This is a genomic window from Corynebacterium kutscheri, from assembly GCF_000980835.1.
In the GTDB taxonomy this organism is placed as follows: Bacteria; Actinomycetota; Actinomycetes; order Mycobacteriales; family Mycobacteriaceae; genus Corynebacterium; species Corynebacterium kutscheri.
The window spans coordinates 2,336,150-2,354,065 of record NZ_CP011312.1 but is presented as its reverse complement, the minus strand read 5'-3'; the positions used below and the strand labels follow the sequence as shown (position 1 = coordinate 2,354,065).

15 protein-coding genes are annotated in these 17,916 nt (G+C 45.1%); 8 read left to right on the top strand and 7 right to left on the bottom strand.

Annotated features, from left to right (window positions below):
- Positions 1–967 precede the first annotated feature (967 nt).
- The 8 genes from rpmH (at position 968) to UL82_RS10510 (ending at position 6,458) form a co-directional block, all read left to right on the top strand.
- Positions 968–1,111, top strand: coding sequence for a 50S ribosomal protein L34 (gene rpmH / locus UL82_RS10545; RefSeq protein WP_046440977.1), 144 nt, complete (start codon positions 968–970; stop codon positions 1,109–1,111).
- Positions 1,112–1,148: 37 nt separating this feature from the next.
- A complete protein-coding gene (rnpA, locus tag UL82_RS10540) occupies positions 1,149–1,538 on the top strand; it encodes a ribonuclease P protein component (protein ID WP_046440975.1) in 390 nt (129 codons plus the stop codon).
- On the top strand, positions 1,531–1,785 hold the full coding sequence (gene yidD / locus UL82_RS10535; protein WP_083966480.1) for a membrane protein insertion efficiency factor YidD: 255 nt from the start codon (positions 1,531–1,533) through the stop codon (positions 1,783–1,785). The genes rnpA and yidD overlap by 8 nt, the downstream gene beginning before the upstream one ends.
- A 105-nt stretch (positions 1,786–1,890) precedes the next feature.
- Positions 1,891–2,847, top strand: coding sequence for a membrane protein insertase YidC (yidC, locus tag UL82_RS10530; RefSeq protein ID WP_046440972.1), 957 nt, complete (start codon positions 1,891–1,893; stop codon positions 2,845–2,847).
- A gap of 243 nt (positions 2,848–3,090) precedes the next feature.
- A complete protein-coding gene (gene rsmG, locus UL82_RS10525; protein ID WP_046440969.1) occupies positions 3,091–3,738 on the top strand; it encodes a 16S rRNA (guanine(527)-N(7))-methyltransferase RsmG in 648 nt (215 codons plus the stop codon).
- A 117-nt stretch (positions 3,739–3,855) separates the two neighbouring features.
- Positions 3,856–4,818 (top strand): ParA family protein, encoded by a 963-nt coding sequence (locus UL82_RS10520; RefSeq protein ID WP_046440967.1) that lies wholly within the window; start codon positions 3,856–3,858, stop codon positions 4,816–4,818.
- Complete coding sequence (locus UL82_RS10515; RefSeq protein WP_046440965.1) at positions 4,818–5,804, top strand: ParB/RepB/Spo0J family partition protein; 987 nt, start codon at positions 4,818–4,820, stop codon at positions 5,802–5,804. The genes UL82_RS10520 and UL82_RS10515 overlap by 1 nt, the downstream gene beginning before the upstream one ends.
- Before the next feature lie 33 nt (positions 5,805–5,837).
- Entirely contained in the window at positions 5,838–6,458 is a 621-nt protein-coding gene (locus tag UL82_RS10510; RefSeq protein ID WP_148668924.1) for a hypothetical protein, read from the top strand.
- Positions 6,459–6,514: 56 nt separating this feature from the next.
- Here the strand turns inward: UL82_RS10510 and UL82_RS10505 are convergent, their stop codons facing one another.
- From UL82_RS10505 to UL82_RS10475, 7 genes are all read right to left on the bottom strand, one after another.
- On the bottom strand, positions 6,515–7,702 hold the full coding sequence (locus UL82_RS10505) for an N-acetylmuramoyl-L-alanine amidase (protein ID WP_046440961.1): 1,188 nt from the start codon (positions 7,700–7,702) through the stop codon (positions 6,515–6,517).
- Positions 7,703–7,775: 73 nt separating this feature from the next.
- Complete coding sequence (gene trxA, locus UL82_RS10500; RefSeq protein ID WP_046440960.1) at positions 7,776–8,096, bottom strand: thioredoxin; 321 nt, start codon at positions 8,094–8,096, stop codon at positions 7,776–7,778.
- A 152-nt stretch (positions 8,097–8,248) separates the two neighbouring features.
- Positions 8,249–9,184: a thioredoxin-disulfide reductase gene (trxB, locus tag UL82_RS10495; protein ID WP_046440958.1), complete on the bottom strand. Its 936-nt coding sequence runs from the start codon at positions 9,182–9,184 to the stop codon at positions 8,249–8,251.
- Between the two features lie 126 nt (positions 9,185–9,310).
- Positions 9,311–10,261, bottom strand: coding sequence for an RNA polymerase sigma factor (locus tag UL82_RS10490; protein WP_046440957.1), 951 nt, complete (start codon positions 10,259–10,261; stop codon positions 9,311–9,313).
- A gap of 514 nt (positions 10,262–10,775) precedes the next feature.
- Complete coding sequence (locus UL82_RS10485; protein WP_232009491.1) at positions 10,776–14,123, bottom strand: murein biosynthesis integral membrane protein MurJ; 3,348 nt, start codon at positions 14,121–14,123, stop codon at positions 10,776–10,778.
- 111 nt (positions 14,124–14,234) lie between these two features.
- Positions 14,235–16,820 (bottom strand): DUF6049 family protein, encoded by a 2,586-nt coding sequence (locus tag UL82_RS10480; protein ID WP_052735972.1) that lies wholly within the window; start codon positions 16,818–16,820, stop codon positions 14,235–14,237.
- Positions 16,820–17,896 (bottom strand): NUDIX hydrolase, encoded by a 1,077-nt coding sequence (locus UL82_RS10475; RefSeq protein WP_046440953.1) that lies wholly within the window; start codon positions 17,894–17,896, stop codon positions 16,820–16,822. Before UL82_RS10475 ends, UL82_RS10480 begins: the two co-directional genes overlap by 1 nt.
- Positions 17,897–17,916 lie beyond the last annotated feature (20 nt).

Sequence of the window (17,916 nt, the reverse complement as noted above, 5' to 3'; positions counted from 1 at the left end):
AGTGTTTCATCCTTAACTTGGTTAATTTTGGGTTTAGCCAAATTGGCTGTGGTGAAGGCCAATAAGTCCATAATTACATTAAATGAATAACGTAAAAATCTTTGCAGAACTTTTTAAGATACTTTGACGCCCCTTGAGACATGGAATTTTACTGGCCATAGTTACATAAGTAGTTGCGAAATCGAAGAGTATCTATTTTTCTACTTTTCACATAATTTCAAGCATTAGTCCCCATATCTCTTTGTGGTATTGACCTTTGTTTCCACAGGGTTTTCCACAGCTGTGGAAAACTTTGGTGAAGAAACTGTGGGAAAAGTTTTCCACAAGTTATTCACAGGGCTGTGGAAAACTTTTGGTGCAATTTTTAATGCTTCTACCTGTGGTTTATGTAATTTTTAGGATAACTCTCAACACGAGATTGAGAGTTATCCACAGAGTGGATTGTTCACAGGGTGTGATTTTCTCTTGCTTCTATTTGTAGTCTTTAGGAAAGGAATCAGTCCAAAAAATAGAGTTTCTTCACACTGAAGAATTTTGGGTCAGAATGAAAAAATAATTGTTTTACGCGTGTCGATACTTCTGTGACCGGCAAAAGTAGCTATGAGCAGCAGTGTAATTACTTATTTGTAATTTCAGGGGTAGCGGTGGGGGTGTTGCGTGTCGATTTGTTCGACGCTAGTTTTTTCACCTAATATGAGTGAGTCTGTCACTGCACCGAAAAGGTCTTTTGCCTTTTCTTCGCACGTGCTTTAAATGAGATCGACGCTAGGATGCTGGAAGTTTTCAGCATCGCTTTTTCTAGCTGTTGGTGTTTATGGTCTGTAACCCAAAGGGTCATAACTCTCATATTTTATTTATTCAAACTTATTGGGTGACCAGCTCGGCTGAGGTTGAGAATGCTTTAAACGATTTATTAAAAGCGTTGTTTAAAGCGCGGTTGCTCATACATATTTGCTAGGAGTTCACAGTGGCTAAGGGAAAGCGGACATTCCAGCCGAATAACCGTCGTCGTGCAAAGAAGCACGGCTTCCGCATTCGTATGCGTACTCGTGCTGGTCGTGCAATTGTTGCTGCACGTCGTAGCAAGGGTCGCGCAAAGCTTACTGCGTAATAGCAGTAGCTTTAAGCACACAGAAATGTAACACGCGGTGCTCCCCGCCCAGTACAAGCTTGAGAATTCTGAAGCGTTTCGCTCAGCGATTCGTTTTGGCAAGCGTGCGGGCAGGAGCACCGTTGTTGTGCATTTACATCTTTATTCATATGGTCGCCTTGGTTTTGAAGCACCCTTTTTTGGTGGCCCCCGGGCAGGCTTAGTGGTATCAAAAGCCGTTGGGAATGCGGTAACCAGACATCAGGTATCGCGACGGCTACGGCATATTTTTATGCAGCTTATCGACGATATACCCGCAGATGCTCAGCTAGTTATTCGTGCTCTGCCTGCTGCTGCAACTGCCAGTTATGAGGAATTGGCTGATGATGTTTCCCAGGCTTATCTAAAATGTCTCAAACGATATGGCACTCATGCAGAACATGAATAATCGGCCACGATCTTTGCTGGGACAATGGCTTTATAATGCGGTGCGTTTCTACCAAAAATATCTTTCACCGCTTAAGATGGGTTCTACCTGTCGTTTCGAGCCTGTATGTAGCGCCTATGCGCTGGATGCTTATGCTACACATGGTGTTTTTAAGGCAACTGTGTTGGTGTTTGTTCGGTTGGTGCGATGTGGCCCGTGGCATCCGGGAGGATTCGATCCTGTTCCTCGTGGGCGTAGATGGCGTTAGAAAAATATCGCGTGAGATATTCGTAAAGTGTTTCTGACTTAATGTGCGTGTGCCATGTGGCTCGTTAAATTTTAATAACCTTAACTCAAGGAGTTCTGAAAAACAGTGCTCAACTTTATCTACTGGCCGATTTCGGCAATCTTGTGGTTTTGGCACAAGGCAGTCAGCCTTGTCTTGAGCCCAGATTCTGGTTTGTCGTGGATTTTGGCGATTATTCTGCTGACGTTTACGATTCGTGCGCTTTTGTTTAAACCTACCCAGAATCAGATGCGTTCCATGCGTAAGATGCAGGAAATGCAGCCAGCATTGCAAGAGATTCGCAAAAAATATGCGAATGATCAGCAAAAAATGATGCAGGAATCGCAGAAGCTTCAACGTGAAGCTGGCGTGAACCCAATTATGGGTTGTCTGCCAATGCTGGTTCAGATTCCAGTGTTCATTGGTCTATTCCATGTGTTGCGTTCTTTTAACCGCACCGGTAATGGCGCTGGTCAATTGGGGCTTTCGGTAGAAGAAAACCGTGCTTTAGGTAATTACATCTTCTCTGCGGATGATGTTCAGTCTTTCTTGGACGCTCGCTTATTTGGTGTACCGCTGTCATCGTATATTTCTATGCCAGAAAGCATGTATCAGGCATTCCAGCCGGTAGATTTCACTCGTTTTGATATTGCGTTAGTGGCCGCACCGTTGATTCTCATTATTGTATTGGCAACGCACTTTAACGCTCGTCTTTCAGTTGATCGTCAAAAAGAGCGTTTGGCTTCTGGCAAACAAAAGCCACCAGCAAATGATCAAATGGCTATGCAGACTAATATGATGAACCGCATGATGCTGTGGTTTATGCCGTTGACTATTTTGTTTACTGGTGCACTGTGGCATATTGGTTTGCTCTTCTACATGGTGGGTAACAACGTGTGGACATTCTTCCAGCAGCGTTATTTATTTAAGCGCATGGATGAAGAAGAAGAGGCTGAAATTCAGGCTAAAAAAGATGCTAAGCGAGCATCTGCTCCAAAACCTGGTCAGCGCCCACAAAACAATAAGAAAAAGAAGAAATCTTAACCTCTAGCGAATATTATCGCTTTTACTAGATTTAAGTATTTTTTACCGTCCATTATTTCATGGGCGGTTTTTCTTTCCTTCCTGTCATGTCCAGGGCGCATGCTAAGTTGTAATGCGTATTTATAACTAAGTGTGTTTCACGTGAAACATGTTTTTATGAGGCAAGATAAAACAACACTTAAACATTGGTGTATACAGCACTAGTGGTTCTATGTATAGAAAAGCTAAAAGGAAGTAGTATTCATGGATCAGCATCATCAATCTGAAGATATTCCGGTTATTGCCCAAGAAATCTTTGGCGACCGGTTAGCTGATGCATGTTCTTATCATGAGTTGCTAGCTACCGACGGTTTTACTCGGGGCTTTATTGGACCACGAGAAATTTCGCGGTTATGGCAACGCCATATTCTTAATTGCGCGGTTATTGGTGAAGCAATGGATACCGGTATTCGGGTTGCTGATATTGGTTCTGGGGCAGGTTTACCTGGTATTCCACTTGCGATAGCACGTCCGGATTTAGACATAACCCTTATTGAACCTTTGCTTAAACGTTCAGTTTTTTTAGGTGAAGTAGTAGAAAAATTATCCCTTAATAATGTTCAAGTTATTCGTGGTCGAGCCGAAGAAAAACAAGTACGTACCACACTAGGGCTTGTCGACGTGGTTACTTCTCGTGCTGTTGCGCCTTTAGGTAAGCTAGCTGGTTGGTCTTTACCATTGGTACGTAAAGACGGAATGATGATTGCAATGAAAGGTTCTACAGTCCGGGAAGAACTTCTTCGCGACGAAAAACTTATTAAAAAAGCTGGTGGTGGGCGTGCCAGTATTTTTGAAGTAGGTAAACAACTTGAGCAGGCAACAACGCTGATTAGCATTAAAAAAATTCGTTAGCCTTCTACCCTGCTCTTGTAGAGACAAGTATGAAAAAGAACTAGAGTTGAACCCGGAAACTCATGCGGTATAGCGCGCTAAAAATTCGGGAAACCGGAACTATCTAAGAAGGATGATATGGAAGAGCACGACTGGGATGACACGCCTATCGCGACAGCAGCGCGAAGAGCGGCTCAGGTATTAACCCCCAATAGTCTACATCTGCCGCGTCCTCAGCGAACCCGCATGGTGTCTATCTCTAACCAAAAAGGTGGAGTGGGAAAAACTACTACTTCAGTCAATATTGCCGCTGGGCTAGCTATTAATGGCCTAAAAGTTTTGGTTATTGATATTGATCCTCAAGGTAATGCTTCTACCGCACTTGATATTCAGCATCATGTAGGAACCCCATCAATTTATGAGGTGCTTATCGGCACTAAAACCATTGAAGAGGTTATTCAACAGTCCTCGGTTAATGAGAACCTATATTGTGTTCCAGCAACCATTGACCTCACCGGTGCTGAGATTGATCTCATGTCGATGGTTCGTAGAGAGTACCGGCTCGCTGATGCACTTAATGCACCTTTTATTAAAGAAGCGCAATTTGATTATATTTTCATTGATTGTCCGCCGTCGTTAGGCTTACTCAACCTTAATGCGATGACTGCGGTTGAGGAAGTACTCATTCCGATTCAGTGTGAATATTATGCTTTAGAAGGTGTGGGACAGCTGCTTAATAGCATTACACAAATTCATAAACAGCTTAACCCTAATTTGCATGTTTCAGCTATTTTGCTCACCATGTACGACGGACGTACCAAGTTGTCTGAACAGGTTGTACAGGAAGTACGAGGGCATTTTAAGGAGCTGGTGTTAAAAAACAAGATTCCGCGATCTATTCGTGTATCTGAAGCTCCTGGCTATAGTAAACCGGTTCTTACCTATGATGCTGGATCCCCTGGTTCGGTGGCATATATGGATGCGGCGCGCGAACTTGCCTTGCGTGGAGATTACCGCCCGCTTGATTCATCGGAAATTATTGGTGTTGCACCAGAAAAAGTAATGGAAGAAAACGTGGCTCAAGAAAGCGAGGCTAATTAATGAGCGACGAGTCTCGAAAAGGTGGTCTTGGCCGCGGTTTGGCAGCATTAATCAATAGCACGCCTAATAATGGTGAACGCTTAGGTAAAGACGCTACCAATGTTATTTTTGGCGATCAGAAGACAACGAATAATAAGCCTGCTCATTCTGACTCAGCTGCACTACCTGATGAACAGTTAATAGCAGGTGCTCGTTATCAAGAAATTCCCGTTGGGTTACTCATTCCTAATGATAAAAACCCACGCAATGTTTTTGATGACGATGATCTTGGCGAGCTGGTGCACTCTATTAAAGAGTTTGGCTTATTACAACCAATTGTTGTTCGCCCAAGTGAACATGATCGCTTTGAAATCATTATGGGTGAGCGCCGCTGGCGCGCTGCTTCAAAAGCTGGCTTAGGTACTATTCCAGCGATTATTCGGGAAACCGAAGATGGCAATATGCTCCGCGATGCATTATTGGAAAATATTCATCGTGTGCAGCTTAATCCTTTGGAAGAAGCACACGCATACCAGCAATTGCTGCAAGAATTTGGGGTAACCCAAAACCAATTAGCTGATCGTTTGGGTCGTTCTCGCCCACAGATTACTAATATGATTCGTTTGCTTAACCTACCAGTGAATGTGCAACGTAAAGTAGCTGCTGGTGTTCTTTCCTCCGGGCACGCTCGCGCTCTATTAGGTCTCAAAGGCGATGATGAGCTTAAAGATAAGCTTGCTGAGCGCATTATTGCAGAAGGCCTGTCGGTACGTGCAACCGAAGAAGCCGTAACACTTATTAATCGTGGTGAAAAAACCGCAGAAAAGAAGCCACGAGAGAAAGCCCCTCCCCCGGAGTTTTTGCGTACTGCTGCCGATCACCTTGCTGATTCTCTTGATACCAAAGTTTCGGTAAGCATGGGTAAGCGAAAAGGAAAATTAGTAGTCGAGTTCGGTGGCCGAGAAGATTTCGAACGCATTATGGCACTTTTAGGCGGACGGGACTAGATTCCTATGCTCTCGGCTGTCTCTGCAATTAGGATGCAGTCGCTTTCTCAGGTGCATCCGCAATGCGCAAAGAATATTTTTTTCGAACTCGCACCGAAAACAGCTGATCGGGTTAAAAAAAGTGGTGACCCACGCTTTGAAAAAGAAGCGTGGTTTTCCACCGTGCTTACCGAGCAACCATCATGTGGTTTTAATATTGGTTCCGAGAAGTATAGTGTGGCCAGTTTATTATTTTGCGCACCTCAACACGCTCCAGGAGTGCAACGTATCCCTACTGCCCCAGCTAGCCAGGATGCATATCTTATAACGAGTATGCACATTGATCCTGGCTTTGCTGGCATGGGCTTAGAGACAGTACTTTTCGACGCCGCTATTAGAGAAATACAAATGTATGGTGCTACTGCCATTGAAGCATTTGGTTTTCATTCTGATTTTCGTGATGACGCTACTGATCCTCAACCAGTAAAAGTTATGGATATATTTCAAGCACATCAGGAAATAGGTTTAATGAGCGTTGAAGTATTAACTTCGGCTGGATTTCAGATTGTTCAAGAACATCCAGTGCTGCCTCGATTACGTCTTGAATTGCCACCACCACAAGCATTAATTTCCGCAATGGCGGTTAATGAATTATTGGCTAAAGTTTTAGTTTAAAAGATATATAAAAATGGGTGCAGATCTTCTCTTAGATCTGCACCCATTTTTTGACCTTAATTCTTCATTCGCTCTTGTTCTAAAAGCTCACTAAATTTATAAGTGCCAGTAGGCTGATTATCGTCGTCAAGCAAATAAAGGCGCTTTACTGAGACAACAATAGCTTCAGCAATAGCATCGCGGTGTTTTGGATCACTAAGAATAGCTACATCATTGGGGTTGGTGAGATAACCGGTAACTACCTCAACTGTAGGCATCTTTGTTATGCGTAATAGATCCCAGGTGCGTCCGTGGTTGCCACAGTTTACTAAACCAGTACGAGCTACTATTTCTCGCTGGATAAAACCTGAAAGCAGCTCACCAGTCATTGAACTAGCACCCATTTCAGAACCGAAATAGAAACTTGCCACACCATTGGCTTTTTCATTGTGGTAGCGGTCGCATTGCATACGAATCATAAGATCGGCGCCAAAAGCATTAGCAATCTCGGCACGGTCTTTATGCGTAGGATCATCGTGACGTGGACGAGAAATAATGGTTTCCATGCCAGCAGCAATCATACGGCCTTCGATACGATTAGCTAAATCCCAAATGATTTCTTCTTCGGTGATATCGCCAAAAGCGCCTCGAACGACTAGACCTTTATTTTCGCCACCGAGTGCTGGATCAATAACTACTCGTTTGCCAGTAAGTTTTGGCCCGGCATCGCGCATTCGCTCTCGCTCACGTAAAGCCTGTGGGGAACCACCTTTAATGCGACGGCCAAGGCGACTAAAAGCACGGATTGTGTGTGGCCCGCAGATGCCATCTATGTTGAGTCCATAGTTCATCTGGTAGTTCATCAAAGCATGATGGGTTGCTTCCCCGAAATGTCCATCAATGCGATCGGTATAGAAACCGAGTTCTTGTAGTTGGGTTTGCAACTGTACAACATCGTCGCCGACAAGCTGATTACTGGGTTGATAGCTCAATACGCGAGTGCCAAGACGATGCGAAGCCTCGCGAAGTACCCGCAGAGTGATATCGTCGATTTCTCCAGAAGCGATAATTCCACGCGACTGTTGAAAGCCACGCAAAGTGTTTGCTAGGTGATCGTCGAAAAGCGTCTCAGAGTCTGTGTACTGCTGAGCGCTACTGTTGCTTACGGAACCTGCGTACTCGTTAAGCAAACCTAGTCGTGCAAGAGCACCTCGAACTTCAGCGACCCGTGGACTGCGGTCGCCGACTTTAAGAATGTCGGACACGCTGTGGTTTTCCTCCTTAATCGACCTGCTGCACAATTCATGCAGCAGGCAACGCTGGCACCTACGATACCAGTTAGAGGAACTTCTTTAACTCCGCCACGATGTCAGACTTGGAACGAACTCCAACAAATTCGGAAACCTTCTGGCCATCCTTGAAAATTAAAACGCTAGGGATGGACAAAATTTGAAACATTGCACCCAAATTGCGCTCTGCATCCACATCGACCTTGGCGACGGTTACCTGGTCACCCATTTCCTCGGCAATTTCTTCGATGATTGGACCAAGTTTTTTACATGGGCCGCACCACTGTGCCCAGAAATCGATCAGTACGGGTTTATCGGACTCGATAACAGTGGATTTGAAATCTGCTTCGGTAAGGTTGATTGGCTTCATATAAGTTTTCTCCTGTCTTAGATATAAGATTTACACACTATAAAACATAGCCATGTGAATATTAGGAGCTGCATTAAACAGTGTCCATAAAGTTAGGGGTTAACCTTGGCCTAGCACTAGGCTAGTTGAGTGCAGTTAGTTAAGCCTAAAATTTAGGCTTCAAATTCGCTGAGATAATTGCCAGCATCAATAGCACCACGGGCACCAGAACCCGCAGCGGTAATAGCTTGCTGGTAGTGATCGTCAACCAGATCGCCAATAGCAAAAACACCAGGAATGTTTGTGCGGGTGGAGGGGTGTTCTACCTGCACATAACCAGCTTCATTGGTGTTGATGACATCACGGAACATATCTGAGCGTGGGTCATGACCAATGGCAACGAACATAGCGGTGACATCGAGGGTAGAGTTCTCGCCGGTGACTGTATCGACAAGTGCTAGGCCGGTAACAGTAGACTCGCCTAGTACCTTGGTTACTGCCTTATTGGTGAGAATACGAATCTTCTCATTCTCCTGGGCACGCTGGAGCATAATTGCGGAAGCGCGGAATTCTTCGCGGCGGTGGACAACAGTAACGGATTTGGCAAACTTTGTTAAGAAGATCGCCTCCTCCATTGCCGAGTCTCCGCCACCAATAACCGCAATGTCGTGATCACGGAAGAAGAAACCGTCGCAGGTAGCACAAGCAGACACACCGCGTCCAAGGAGAGTTTGCTCACCGTCGACTCCTAAATACCGAGGAGCAGACCCTGTGGCCAGAATGACGGTGCGTGCGAGGTGTTCTTCCTCATCAACCCAAATCCGCTTGATGTTACTTTCTAGCTCTACCTTGGTGACTAATTCCATGCGCAACTCGGCACCAAAGCGTTCTGCCTGACTGCGCATTTCCTCCATGAGATCCGGACCCATAATGCCGTCTTTGAAGCCGGGGAAATTCTCGACTTCAGTGGTGGTCATTAGCGAGCCACCATATTCAATGCCTTCAAAAACAATAGGCTTGAGATCAGCACGTGCGGCATAAAGCGCTGCGGTATATCCTGCTGGACCGGAGCCGATAATAGCAACGTCATGGATAGGTTTTTCGCTCACTGGGATACCTTTCTTAACTGTTTCTAGCGATGATATTCGTGCTTAGTCTAGCCGGGGTGAATACCATCTCTCTAAGCAGAACCATTCTAAGAGATTATTAATTCCCACTCAGCAAATTTTTATTTTTTATGCTTTGCGACGTTTTGAATACTGCTCTATTTGTTGCTGATCCCACTCTAAAATTTCTCGGATTTTTTCCCGTGCTCGACACCTACGAGTATGAATAGTATTAACGTTGACATTAAAAATTTTGGCTACATAGTCCACTTCAAAACCAGCAATATCAACGAGCTGAATTGCCCACCGTAACTTAGTTGGTAGCTGATAAATCACGTCGATAATAGTGCTGAGGTCAACATATTCTTCAATAGGTTGTTCAGTATGAATGCGGTGGATGCGAACATGGCGTACCTCATTAATACTAATAGTGCGGTGATCTGGAGATTTATCGGGTTTATGACGTTTATCAGCAGCATGATTTCGCACTAGCCGGTGCAACCAGGTACCAAAACTTGCGGTGCCTTGGTAGGTATGAATTGCCTGAGTAGCTTTAAAAAGACATTCTTGGAGCATGTCTTCAGCATCGGAAAGAGTGGGACTTTCTTGACGTACAATCCACCACAATCGTCGTAAGTATTTGTTAATTAAAAAGGTAAGAGCAATATCGTCTCCGGCTAAATATTTTTCGACGACGGCTATATCACTGTAGTGACCATAAATTTTATAAAGGTCAGTGTAGTTTTTATTGGTCGTGATAAGCGTATGTGGTCCGGCAAAAGAAAAATTTTCTATATCAATATAGAAGTTGGTAATTGCTCTGCGTTCGCCTTTTTTAATTGGCGGGTACGAAGAAAAATAGTTTGTTGTTGCGGGTTTTTGTGGAGCACAAAAAATATCAAGAATTGTTTGGTGATAAAGCTCATCAGAGTAGGGCAAGACCATACCCACCGGAAGGGATTGTCGAGCGCGCCTAATGCACGCTGATCCAGGGTTAGTACGATGCGTGGAAAGCATAATGAGCGGAGCTGGATCAGGCTCATTAAGTTCATCGGAATCGATTTTTTGGTGGGGGTACATGGACGTAAATACTGGGAAGAATAAAAGTACATACGGAAAGTTGAAATAAGTTTCCCCCAAGGAAAGATTTCTTAAACGATGTTTAACTGACTAATTAATTGGGTGTTTTCTTTACTTAATTAGTTAAGGATGAAAAAGTAATTGTTTAGCAAATATGCTTTTTAACTGCATTTATGCAGTTTTTTACATTAATTATGTCGGCTGAAATTGTATTTTCCTGGTTCTTACTAGCAGTTGCTTATACATCTAGTTTCAGGTGGCCACATACTGATTACTGCCCTACTCATTTATAGTGGCGAGCACCCTAATAGAGCTCATTACCCCCATAAAACGTAGAAAAAACTCCCCTTATACAGGGAGAATGCCAGGTGATCGGCTAACTTTTAGCTAACCAGTAGTTCTGGATAATCCACTTCTAGTGTTGGTGTTTAAGTAGTGTGCTTATGCTTTTAGGAACATAAGCACACTACTGGCTTATCAGTAAAAGGTACTGATGAATATTGATCGAATGATTCTAGCGCGTGTGATGGCCAACGACAGTGAGGTTGTCGATCGTTATTTCTTGTTGTGAAATGTTTTCTAACCACACAATATAATTTTTCGCAGTCGAATCCCCAACATCAATACGGGTAATTCTTTCTGAAGCAGTGACATTACTAATTAGTTCCGCCTCGGTTAAAGAATCAACTGTTTGCGGATCGCTCTCAGAAACGCCATAAACCTGGATATTAAGCTCCCCTAGGCTGATACCAATAACAATGCTTTCAGTATGAATACCTTCGCTAGGAGTTACCCAAATACCAGTTTTTGTTCCTACCGGAAGCACAATGGCGGTGTTGGGGTCATCGTCGAAAAGCAGATCGGCACTATTAGGAAGAATATTGTTATTCGGCTCCCAGCTAGAGACATCATCAAGGGGCACCACAATATTAGGCGCAGACACGGAAGTGGAAGAATTTTGGCTAAGCGTACTGTTATTAATAGGTGATTGGCTGGAATTATTATTAAAAAGACTGATGAGATAAGCAGTCAGTAGTGCTACGGAAACAACTACTGCAATAGCTGCCAGACCAAGTATGGCTATGCCTGCGCGAGAATAACCTTTTCGGCCGAAACCAGGAGTGCTTTCCGGTTGTGGTGCGATATCAGCAGCAACATCAATAGTGTCATCATTATCGGGTATCTGTACTGCCAAAAGTTGTTGAATAAACTCTTCGCCTTCAGATTTAACAACTGGCTCAACAACCGTTTTCTTTTCTCCGACTAAGGTAGCCAAAGCAGTACGGATGCTGCGGATATCTTTATCAAAGCTAGTGCCTTCTAAGACCGCCGGGAAAGCCAGAACCGCCATACCTGAGGTATTAATGCGGATTCGAGCGCGGTTATCTAAACCAATACTAGTGTGTGCACTTCGAGCTATAGTTGCTGCCTGAGCAAGTGGAGTAAGTGCCACTAGCGCAGCATAAGGATTGACTTCTTCGGTAGCAACCGCAGCAAGTGGGCGACCTGGGGTCCAATCAGCGATCACAATGCAACCAGAACGATAATTAATAATCTCGACCCCAGGAGCTATGCAATCAAGCCCTAAACCAGCTAGTAATCGAGTACGGCGGGATACCTCAGCTGCTTTAGCAGCGGCTGCCGCCGGAGTTAATGGAGCTACTGGAGCCTGACCAGAAGTATCTACAAAAGTAAGCGCAACTTCTCTTCCGGTGAGCTTTTCTCTGGCTTGCCAAAAACGTGCCCCTGGTACAGAACCATGATCGGCAAGTAATCGGAAGTGACCATCAGAAACCTCAGCGCCGGGTACCAATCGCGGCCCGCGAACAATACCCGCCGACATCGGCGGAGGCACTGGGGAAGCATTGAAGGTGGCGTCGAAACGCAAAGCTTCGGCCTCAACCTCATTAATGGGAGCCATAGGAGCAGATTGATCGCTGACTGTAATAAAGCGACGCAAACCTGGAATGCGATGTAATACCGTACCAAGTGTGGCAACCTCGCTGAGTCCAGAACGGCTGAGCACAAGCCCGGTGACAATCAAGAAGATAACACCGACCACACTCAGGATGACTAATTGGATAAAAGAACTATGTTGTGGCAGTACGAAATTAAGTCCCCCTTTTACCACTAAAGCCACCGACACACCTATTAAAGAGGAACCAAGTGCCCATAGTGAGGTATGCAGCACGTCCTTTGATCCTAAGTTTCCTAACTTACGACGCAACAACAGCGCACCAATAACCGCACCAGCGATAAAACCAAAACCATTTGCGGCACCGAGCAGAATAACTACCTGATGTGAATTAGTAGTTATATATGGTGCTAAAAAGCTCAGCACAATCTTGGTAACGGTAATACCGGCGATAATATAAGTTGGTGTCCACGCTTCCTCCCGGGCATAAAATACGCGTAGATGCAGCAGCACGAGTGCATAAGGAATAAGCGTGAATGCAGAAAAGCTTAAGGTCAATCCCAAAGTTGTGGCGGAATTGCCACCGAAGTTGCCATAGGCAAAAAGACCATGGGCAATTGAGGTACCAAAAGTACTAAAGAAAACCACGATGGGAATGAGGGCAATAAAGGTTAATTTACTGCCTACTACTAAGTCGCGTACTACTGCCCGGTCATCACCATTAGCAGCATTGCGAGATAATCGCGGCATAATTGCGGTTAATAATGTAACGCCGATAATGCCATAAGGCACCTGCAATAACATCCAATGCTGCTGATAAATAATGGGGGCATCGTCGCTAGCTAAAGAAGCAATACGAGTGGTAACGATATAACCCAACTGAGAGATAAGCACATAAACGACAATGGCTAATGCCATACCACCAAATTGCTTGAGGCGATCATCCAAACCCCATAGGGGACGCAAAGACACTCCGGCCTTACGAATGGGAGGGATCATAATCAGTGCTTGGATTACCACACCTAAGGTAGTACCAATACCGAGTAACAGAACATGAGGATCGGTGATCCCAGCTGGTTCACTTGGCGATAAAGAACCAGGCACAATCCAATAAGCACCCATGACTACGAGCACAATGAGGTTGTTAATAACTGGCGCCCACGCACCGGGTTTAAACACACCCTTGGTATTAAGTACTGCCATTAATAAGGCAAAAACACCATAGAAGAAAATTTGCGGTAATAGCAGATAGGCAAAAGAGGTTGATTGGATAACATTGACCTTGCCTTCAATATCTAAGGTAGTGCGCACTAATAGCGGTGCCCCAATAATTGAGATGAGCGTTACTGCCGCTAATAGGGTGGCCGATAAGGTAAACAGCCGACGAATAAATGCCGCTCCCCTATCTGCATCCTCTTTTTCTGCCCGAACCAAAACCGGTACTACCAAACTGGTAAGAACCGCACCTAATACAACTTCGGTAATCAGGTTTGGCAAGGTATTGGCAACATTGAATGCTGAAGCTACCGCACCACCAAGAGTAGAAGTGAGCAACACATTACGTAAGAAACCAGTAATACGTGAGATCAAAGTAGCAATCGCCATTGACCCGGTAGAACTGACTACCTCTTGGTCATTACTTTGTTGATTTTCTGGCTGCACCGAATTAGCTTGGGCACGAGTGCTACTAGTAGCAGATTGAGTAGCTACTGACGTACTGGTGCTAGGTGCAGAATTGTTAACACTTGAGCTGGCTGTACCGATTGTGTTGCTAGCACGTGTTGAAGCCACTGCTGGTGGAGTACTTAATGAGGAAAAATCATCGCTTTGCGATGGTGCTCGTTTAGTTGTGAAAGTTTCTTTAGGCACGGGCGCGGGTGCACTCGGAGTGCGGAAGCGACTGCGGGTACCAGCCTGGTTGTTTTCTTGAGGTACCTGTGAGTTCACGATTACTCGCATTCTTATTGGGATTCATTCACCGGAGTCGGGAAAGCGGGCGGTTAAGGCGATTGTTATTAAGGGACAAGCCTTAGTCAGACTCTGAGAGAAAAACTAAGGCTAGTGGGTTGGTTTATGCGGATCTGCGGATTCGTCCTCAACATCGTTGCGCCTATATATTCTGCTTCTAGGCATACGTGAAGTATTACGTGGGTAACGGTTATGCGCTAAACGTTTTTCCACACTTCGTTTACTTTTTTCTTGTGCTTGGGTTACCCGATGTTCTTCAGCTAATCGAGCACGGCGTCTACGCAGGAAGAGGCGAGAAAATAAGGCAGCAATAAGCCCAAGAACTAATAAAGTAGCAGCAGTGCCGGCAGAGAAAATCCCCTGCCTGGTTTGCACACCAATATCAATTGGCTGGCTAATAGCTACTTTATCGCGATTGGCTAGCCATAATTGTAAATCTGTGCGCCCTTTCGTATCAGTTAATTCTGCCATCATTTGTACCGTAATAGAGCCCTTCGCTGGAATAATAAGCTGCTCAGGAACCTCAATATGTACCCCTTCTGGGCCGGCATACATAATGGTTGCATCTACTGGTAGCGGCAAACCATTCTTTGCGACGATAAGTAGCGGCGAATTATTCGAGAACCGAGTATAAATATTTCCTGGTGGAATAAGGCTGACTGAATTATTTAGTTCTCGTAAGGTTTCTACGCCAGAACTTTGTAGTGCATTTATCTCTGTAATGTGCTTATCAAAGGTATAAAGCGAGCGTCTGCCGGTGGTACTTAATGTGCGAAGTACATCAAGGCGTAATGGTTCGGTAAAACCATAAGGAGTTAAAGTGATCGCGGGGTCACTAAAAAGTAGTTGCGTAAGGTTATCAATATGCGTAGCTTGTTGACCAGCACGGAGCACTTCAGTATCGGAAACCACTGTGGGATCAACTGCTGGGTTGAGCAAATTATTGTTTTCTGGTGAAACAGAGATTGTTGCATTCTTGAGGTAGTCCGCTAATCCTAACGGAGTAGTCGCTTCGGATTGAAACAGCTGATTAATGGTAGTAAGCCACGCGGTAGTGTTGTACTCGGCAGGAGCCATAATCAATGTGGGCTGGGTACTACTAAGACCTAACCTTAGGGCAGTATCGGTAGTAGCACTGCGAGCGTACACACTATCTAAGGTGTAATCATAACGGGAAGAATAAGCACTATAAGCAGTGGTTATGGGGGTATCGAGACCAGAAGCGAGGACACTAGCTAGGGCACTAGGATAGGTAACCGCTTGCAGATTATCACTGAGTAAAACAGATTGTTGCTCACTGCTTATATTATTGTCGGCAACAAGAACAGTAAGGGTAGCGCGTGGCTGAGCGGTTATCTCAGTAGGCGTATTGTTGGCGCGCCAGGCTTGTTCAATATCGGTAGTAGTAGAGTCCACCAATTTTTGAATCTGATCGACAGCTCGAGAATTTATATAGCCGTTAGGTGATATCACCACATTATCTAACGGTTCGGTACCTAAAATTTCTCGGATACTTTCATTACCACGCTGGAGTGCTTCGCGTAAGAGCCATTCGTTATTGGTAGCGGCGACAGCATTAATATCAGCCTGTGCCCATGGTAAAGAAACAACACAGTGATCGCTGAGTTGACGTAGTGCAACCAGGAAATCTTGTGCCGCTTGTTTGCCTTGCCCTGTTTCTAACGGCAGTTCTTCATCTTTTTTTAGCCAACTATCACGCAACCGCTGATTTTGTGATACTGAACTTGGCCGCTGCTCACCTACCGAATAACCATTGCTCATTCGGTTAAGTACATGCAATAACGCTGGATCAATAGCTATACAGCTGGCCTGGTTGAGGGCCGGATTTAAGCGCGCTTGGAGAAGTTCGTCGACAAGTGTGCGTAATCTACCACCGGCGGAAATCTCGTGGTAAATAGACTCATTGCTAAGAATAAGCGGTGGCGGATTAGGGGCATCTCCAGTTTCCCCATCGACGATATTGACCTCAGTGGTGAGTGGAAAAATAAGCGTTACTGGCGTGGCTGGTGGAGTGGATTCTTCATCTTCGGTGGTGGCACGCACACTTTGATGCTGATCTAATACCGCAAGCAAGAACCGTTCGGAATCATGTACTCCCTCGGTGGACTCAATATTGATGGTTACCGGATAAGCGCCAGGATCAGCAATATTAAAGCCGTTGAGATCACCGGCTACGGTTGGGATAGTGAGATCTACTTCCACACTCGACTTCGCGTCGATGCTATACCCTAGTGTGGTTGCCTGTGCCGTATAAGGATATTGCCCATTGGTTCCCGCAAGAACAGCTTGCGCGGTTTCTACAGTTGGTTCAGCATCGGCATGGCGAGGTTGAATGCGTAGTTGTTCGGCAGCGATAGCACTTTCAGAGTTATTGCTAATACGTACCCGTAAGCTAAGTTCCTCACCAACTGGGATTGCTTGTGGCTGATCGAGAATTTCGATCTGGATGTGCGGATTCGTTTCTTCTCCCGGCCGAGTGGTCGGATTAATCCATTGCGTACGAGAATCGTGGTTGGTCGGTGAGGTAGGCAGGGCTTCCCCATATGCCGGTGCTAAAAGTGAACCAGTATGTATCGTGATGCCAGCTGTAGTACTTGCACCGATAATAATGGCCAGACTAAGCAAACCTGGCCTATAACGTGCAGATATAGCCATTATCGTGGTGTAGCCCTTCCTGCCTTTTTCTCCGCGCGAGCAAAATCTGGGAGAAGTTCATGGGCAATGCGGGCAAGCTTGCGTTCATCGGCATAAGCGAAATGCTCTACTAATTCATTGGCATTAATCCACGCTACCTCAGTTACTTCGGGATCTTCATCGTTAAGATCGCCGTCAACATAGCGTAGTAAATGATGATGAACAGTTTTATGAATCCGGGTTCCTTCAGAAACAAACCAGTAGTCAATGACACCTAATGTGGCAAAAACTTGACCATGAATACCGGTTTCCTCCCATACTTCTCGCTCAGCAGTGAGATCAATGGGTTCATTGTTTTCTACGTGACCTTTAGGGATCGACCACAATAACCGACCACGTCGATCAAGGCGACCAATAAGTGCTACATAAATATTGTCTAGATCAACTGAACCATCGCTGCGCACAGCCTCGGCTAGACCAGAGACAACTAGCCCACCCGCTGAGGTTTCGGTACGAATCGGCATGGTGTTAGCAGCCGGGTTGCGTAGAGCATTGCGGCTAAGTGCACCGGTTTTGTGAGCATAGCGACTATTTTTAGTTTCCGATGATCTTTTATCTGATGCTCTTCTCGGCCGCGATTCCGAATTGAAATTATTTCGATTATTTTTTCCTCGCGAAGTACCAGTAAAAGTATTTACGCCATACGCTTTTTTGCTGTTTTGTTTTTTACTGTTGCTAAGAGTTGAAGTGTTATGTGTACTGTGGTTCTCTGCAGTCTCATGAGCCTTAGTGGTTTTTCGAGTTTTATTTTTAGTTATATTTCCAGCATAACGACGGTTTTTTCGTGTCGAATGGGTGGAATTTTCGTTGTGCTGAGTTTTCTCGTTATGGCTGCGATGAGATGCAGTCAATTTTCTAGTAGCTGCCAAAGCTAAGACGGAAGGAGTAACCGCAGCGTTTGTATTGTTGCGTGGGGTTTCTCGCTCTAAACCCTTATTGCGGGATCGGTTACGTCGGCGGCGACGCTGGCCGCCAGTGCCTTGTGCGTCGCCGTCTCGGGTATAGGGCGTATTTCGCCTCGATTCGGCTTCATTCATCTGCTTGATCGTATCCCTTA

What these genes read in the sequence shown, in the direction of transcription:
- UL82_RS10515 (WP_046440965.1), top strand. Translation starts at nt 4,818, where the DNA reads ATGAGCGACGAGTCTCGAAAAGGTGGTCTTGGCCGCGGTTTGGCAGCA.
- trxA (WP_046440960.1), bottom strand. Translation starts at nt 8,096, where the DNA reads ATGAAGCCAATCAACCTTACCGAAGCAGATTTCAAATCCACTGTTATC.
- UL82_RS10480 (WP_052735972.1), bottom strand. Translation starts at nt 16,820, where the DNA reads ATGGCTATATCTGCACGTTATAGGCCAGGTTTGCTTAGTCTGGCCATT.
- UL82_RS10520 (WP_046440967.1), top strand. Translation starts at nt 3,856, where the DNA reads ATGGAAGAGCACGACTGGGATGACACGCCTATCGCGACAGCAGCGCGA.
- UL82_RS10510 (WP_148668924.1), top strand. Translation starts at nt 5,838, where the DNA reads ATGCAGTCGCTTTCTCAGGTGCATCCGCAATGCGCAAAGAATATTTTT.
- yidD (WP_083966480.1), top strand. Translation starts at nt 1,531, where the DNA reads ATGAATAATCGGCCACGATCTTTGCTGGGACAATGGCTTTATAATGCG.
- UL82_RS10475 (WP_046440953.1), bottom strand. Translation starts at nt 17,896, where the DNA reads ATGAATGAAGCCGAATCGAGGCGAAATACGCCCTATACCCGAGACGGC.
- UL82_RS10490 (WP_046440957.1), bottom strand. Translation starts at nt 10,261, where the DNA reads ATGTACCCCCACCAAAAAATCGATTCCGATGAACTTAATGAGCCTGAT.
- rsmG (WP_046440969.1), top strand. Translation starts at nt 3,091, where the DNA reads ATGGATCAGCATCATCAATCTGAAGATATTCCGGTTATTGCCCAAGAA.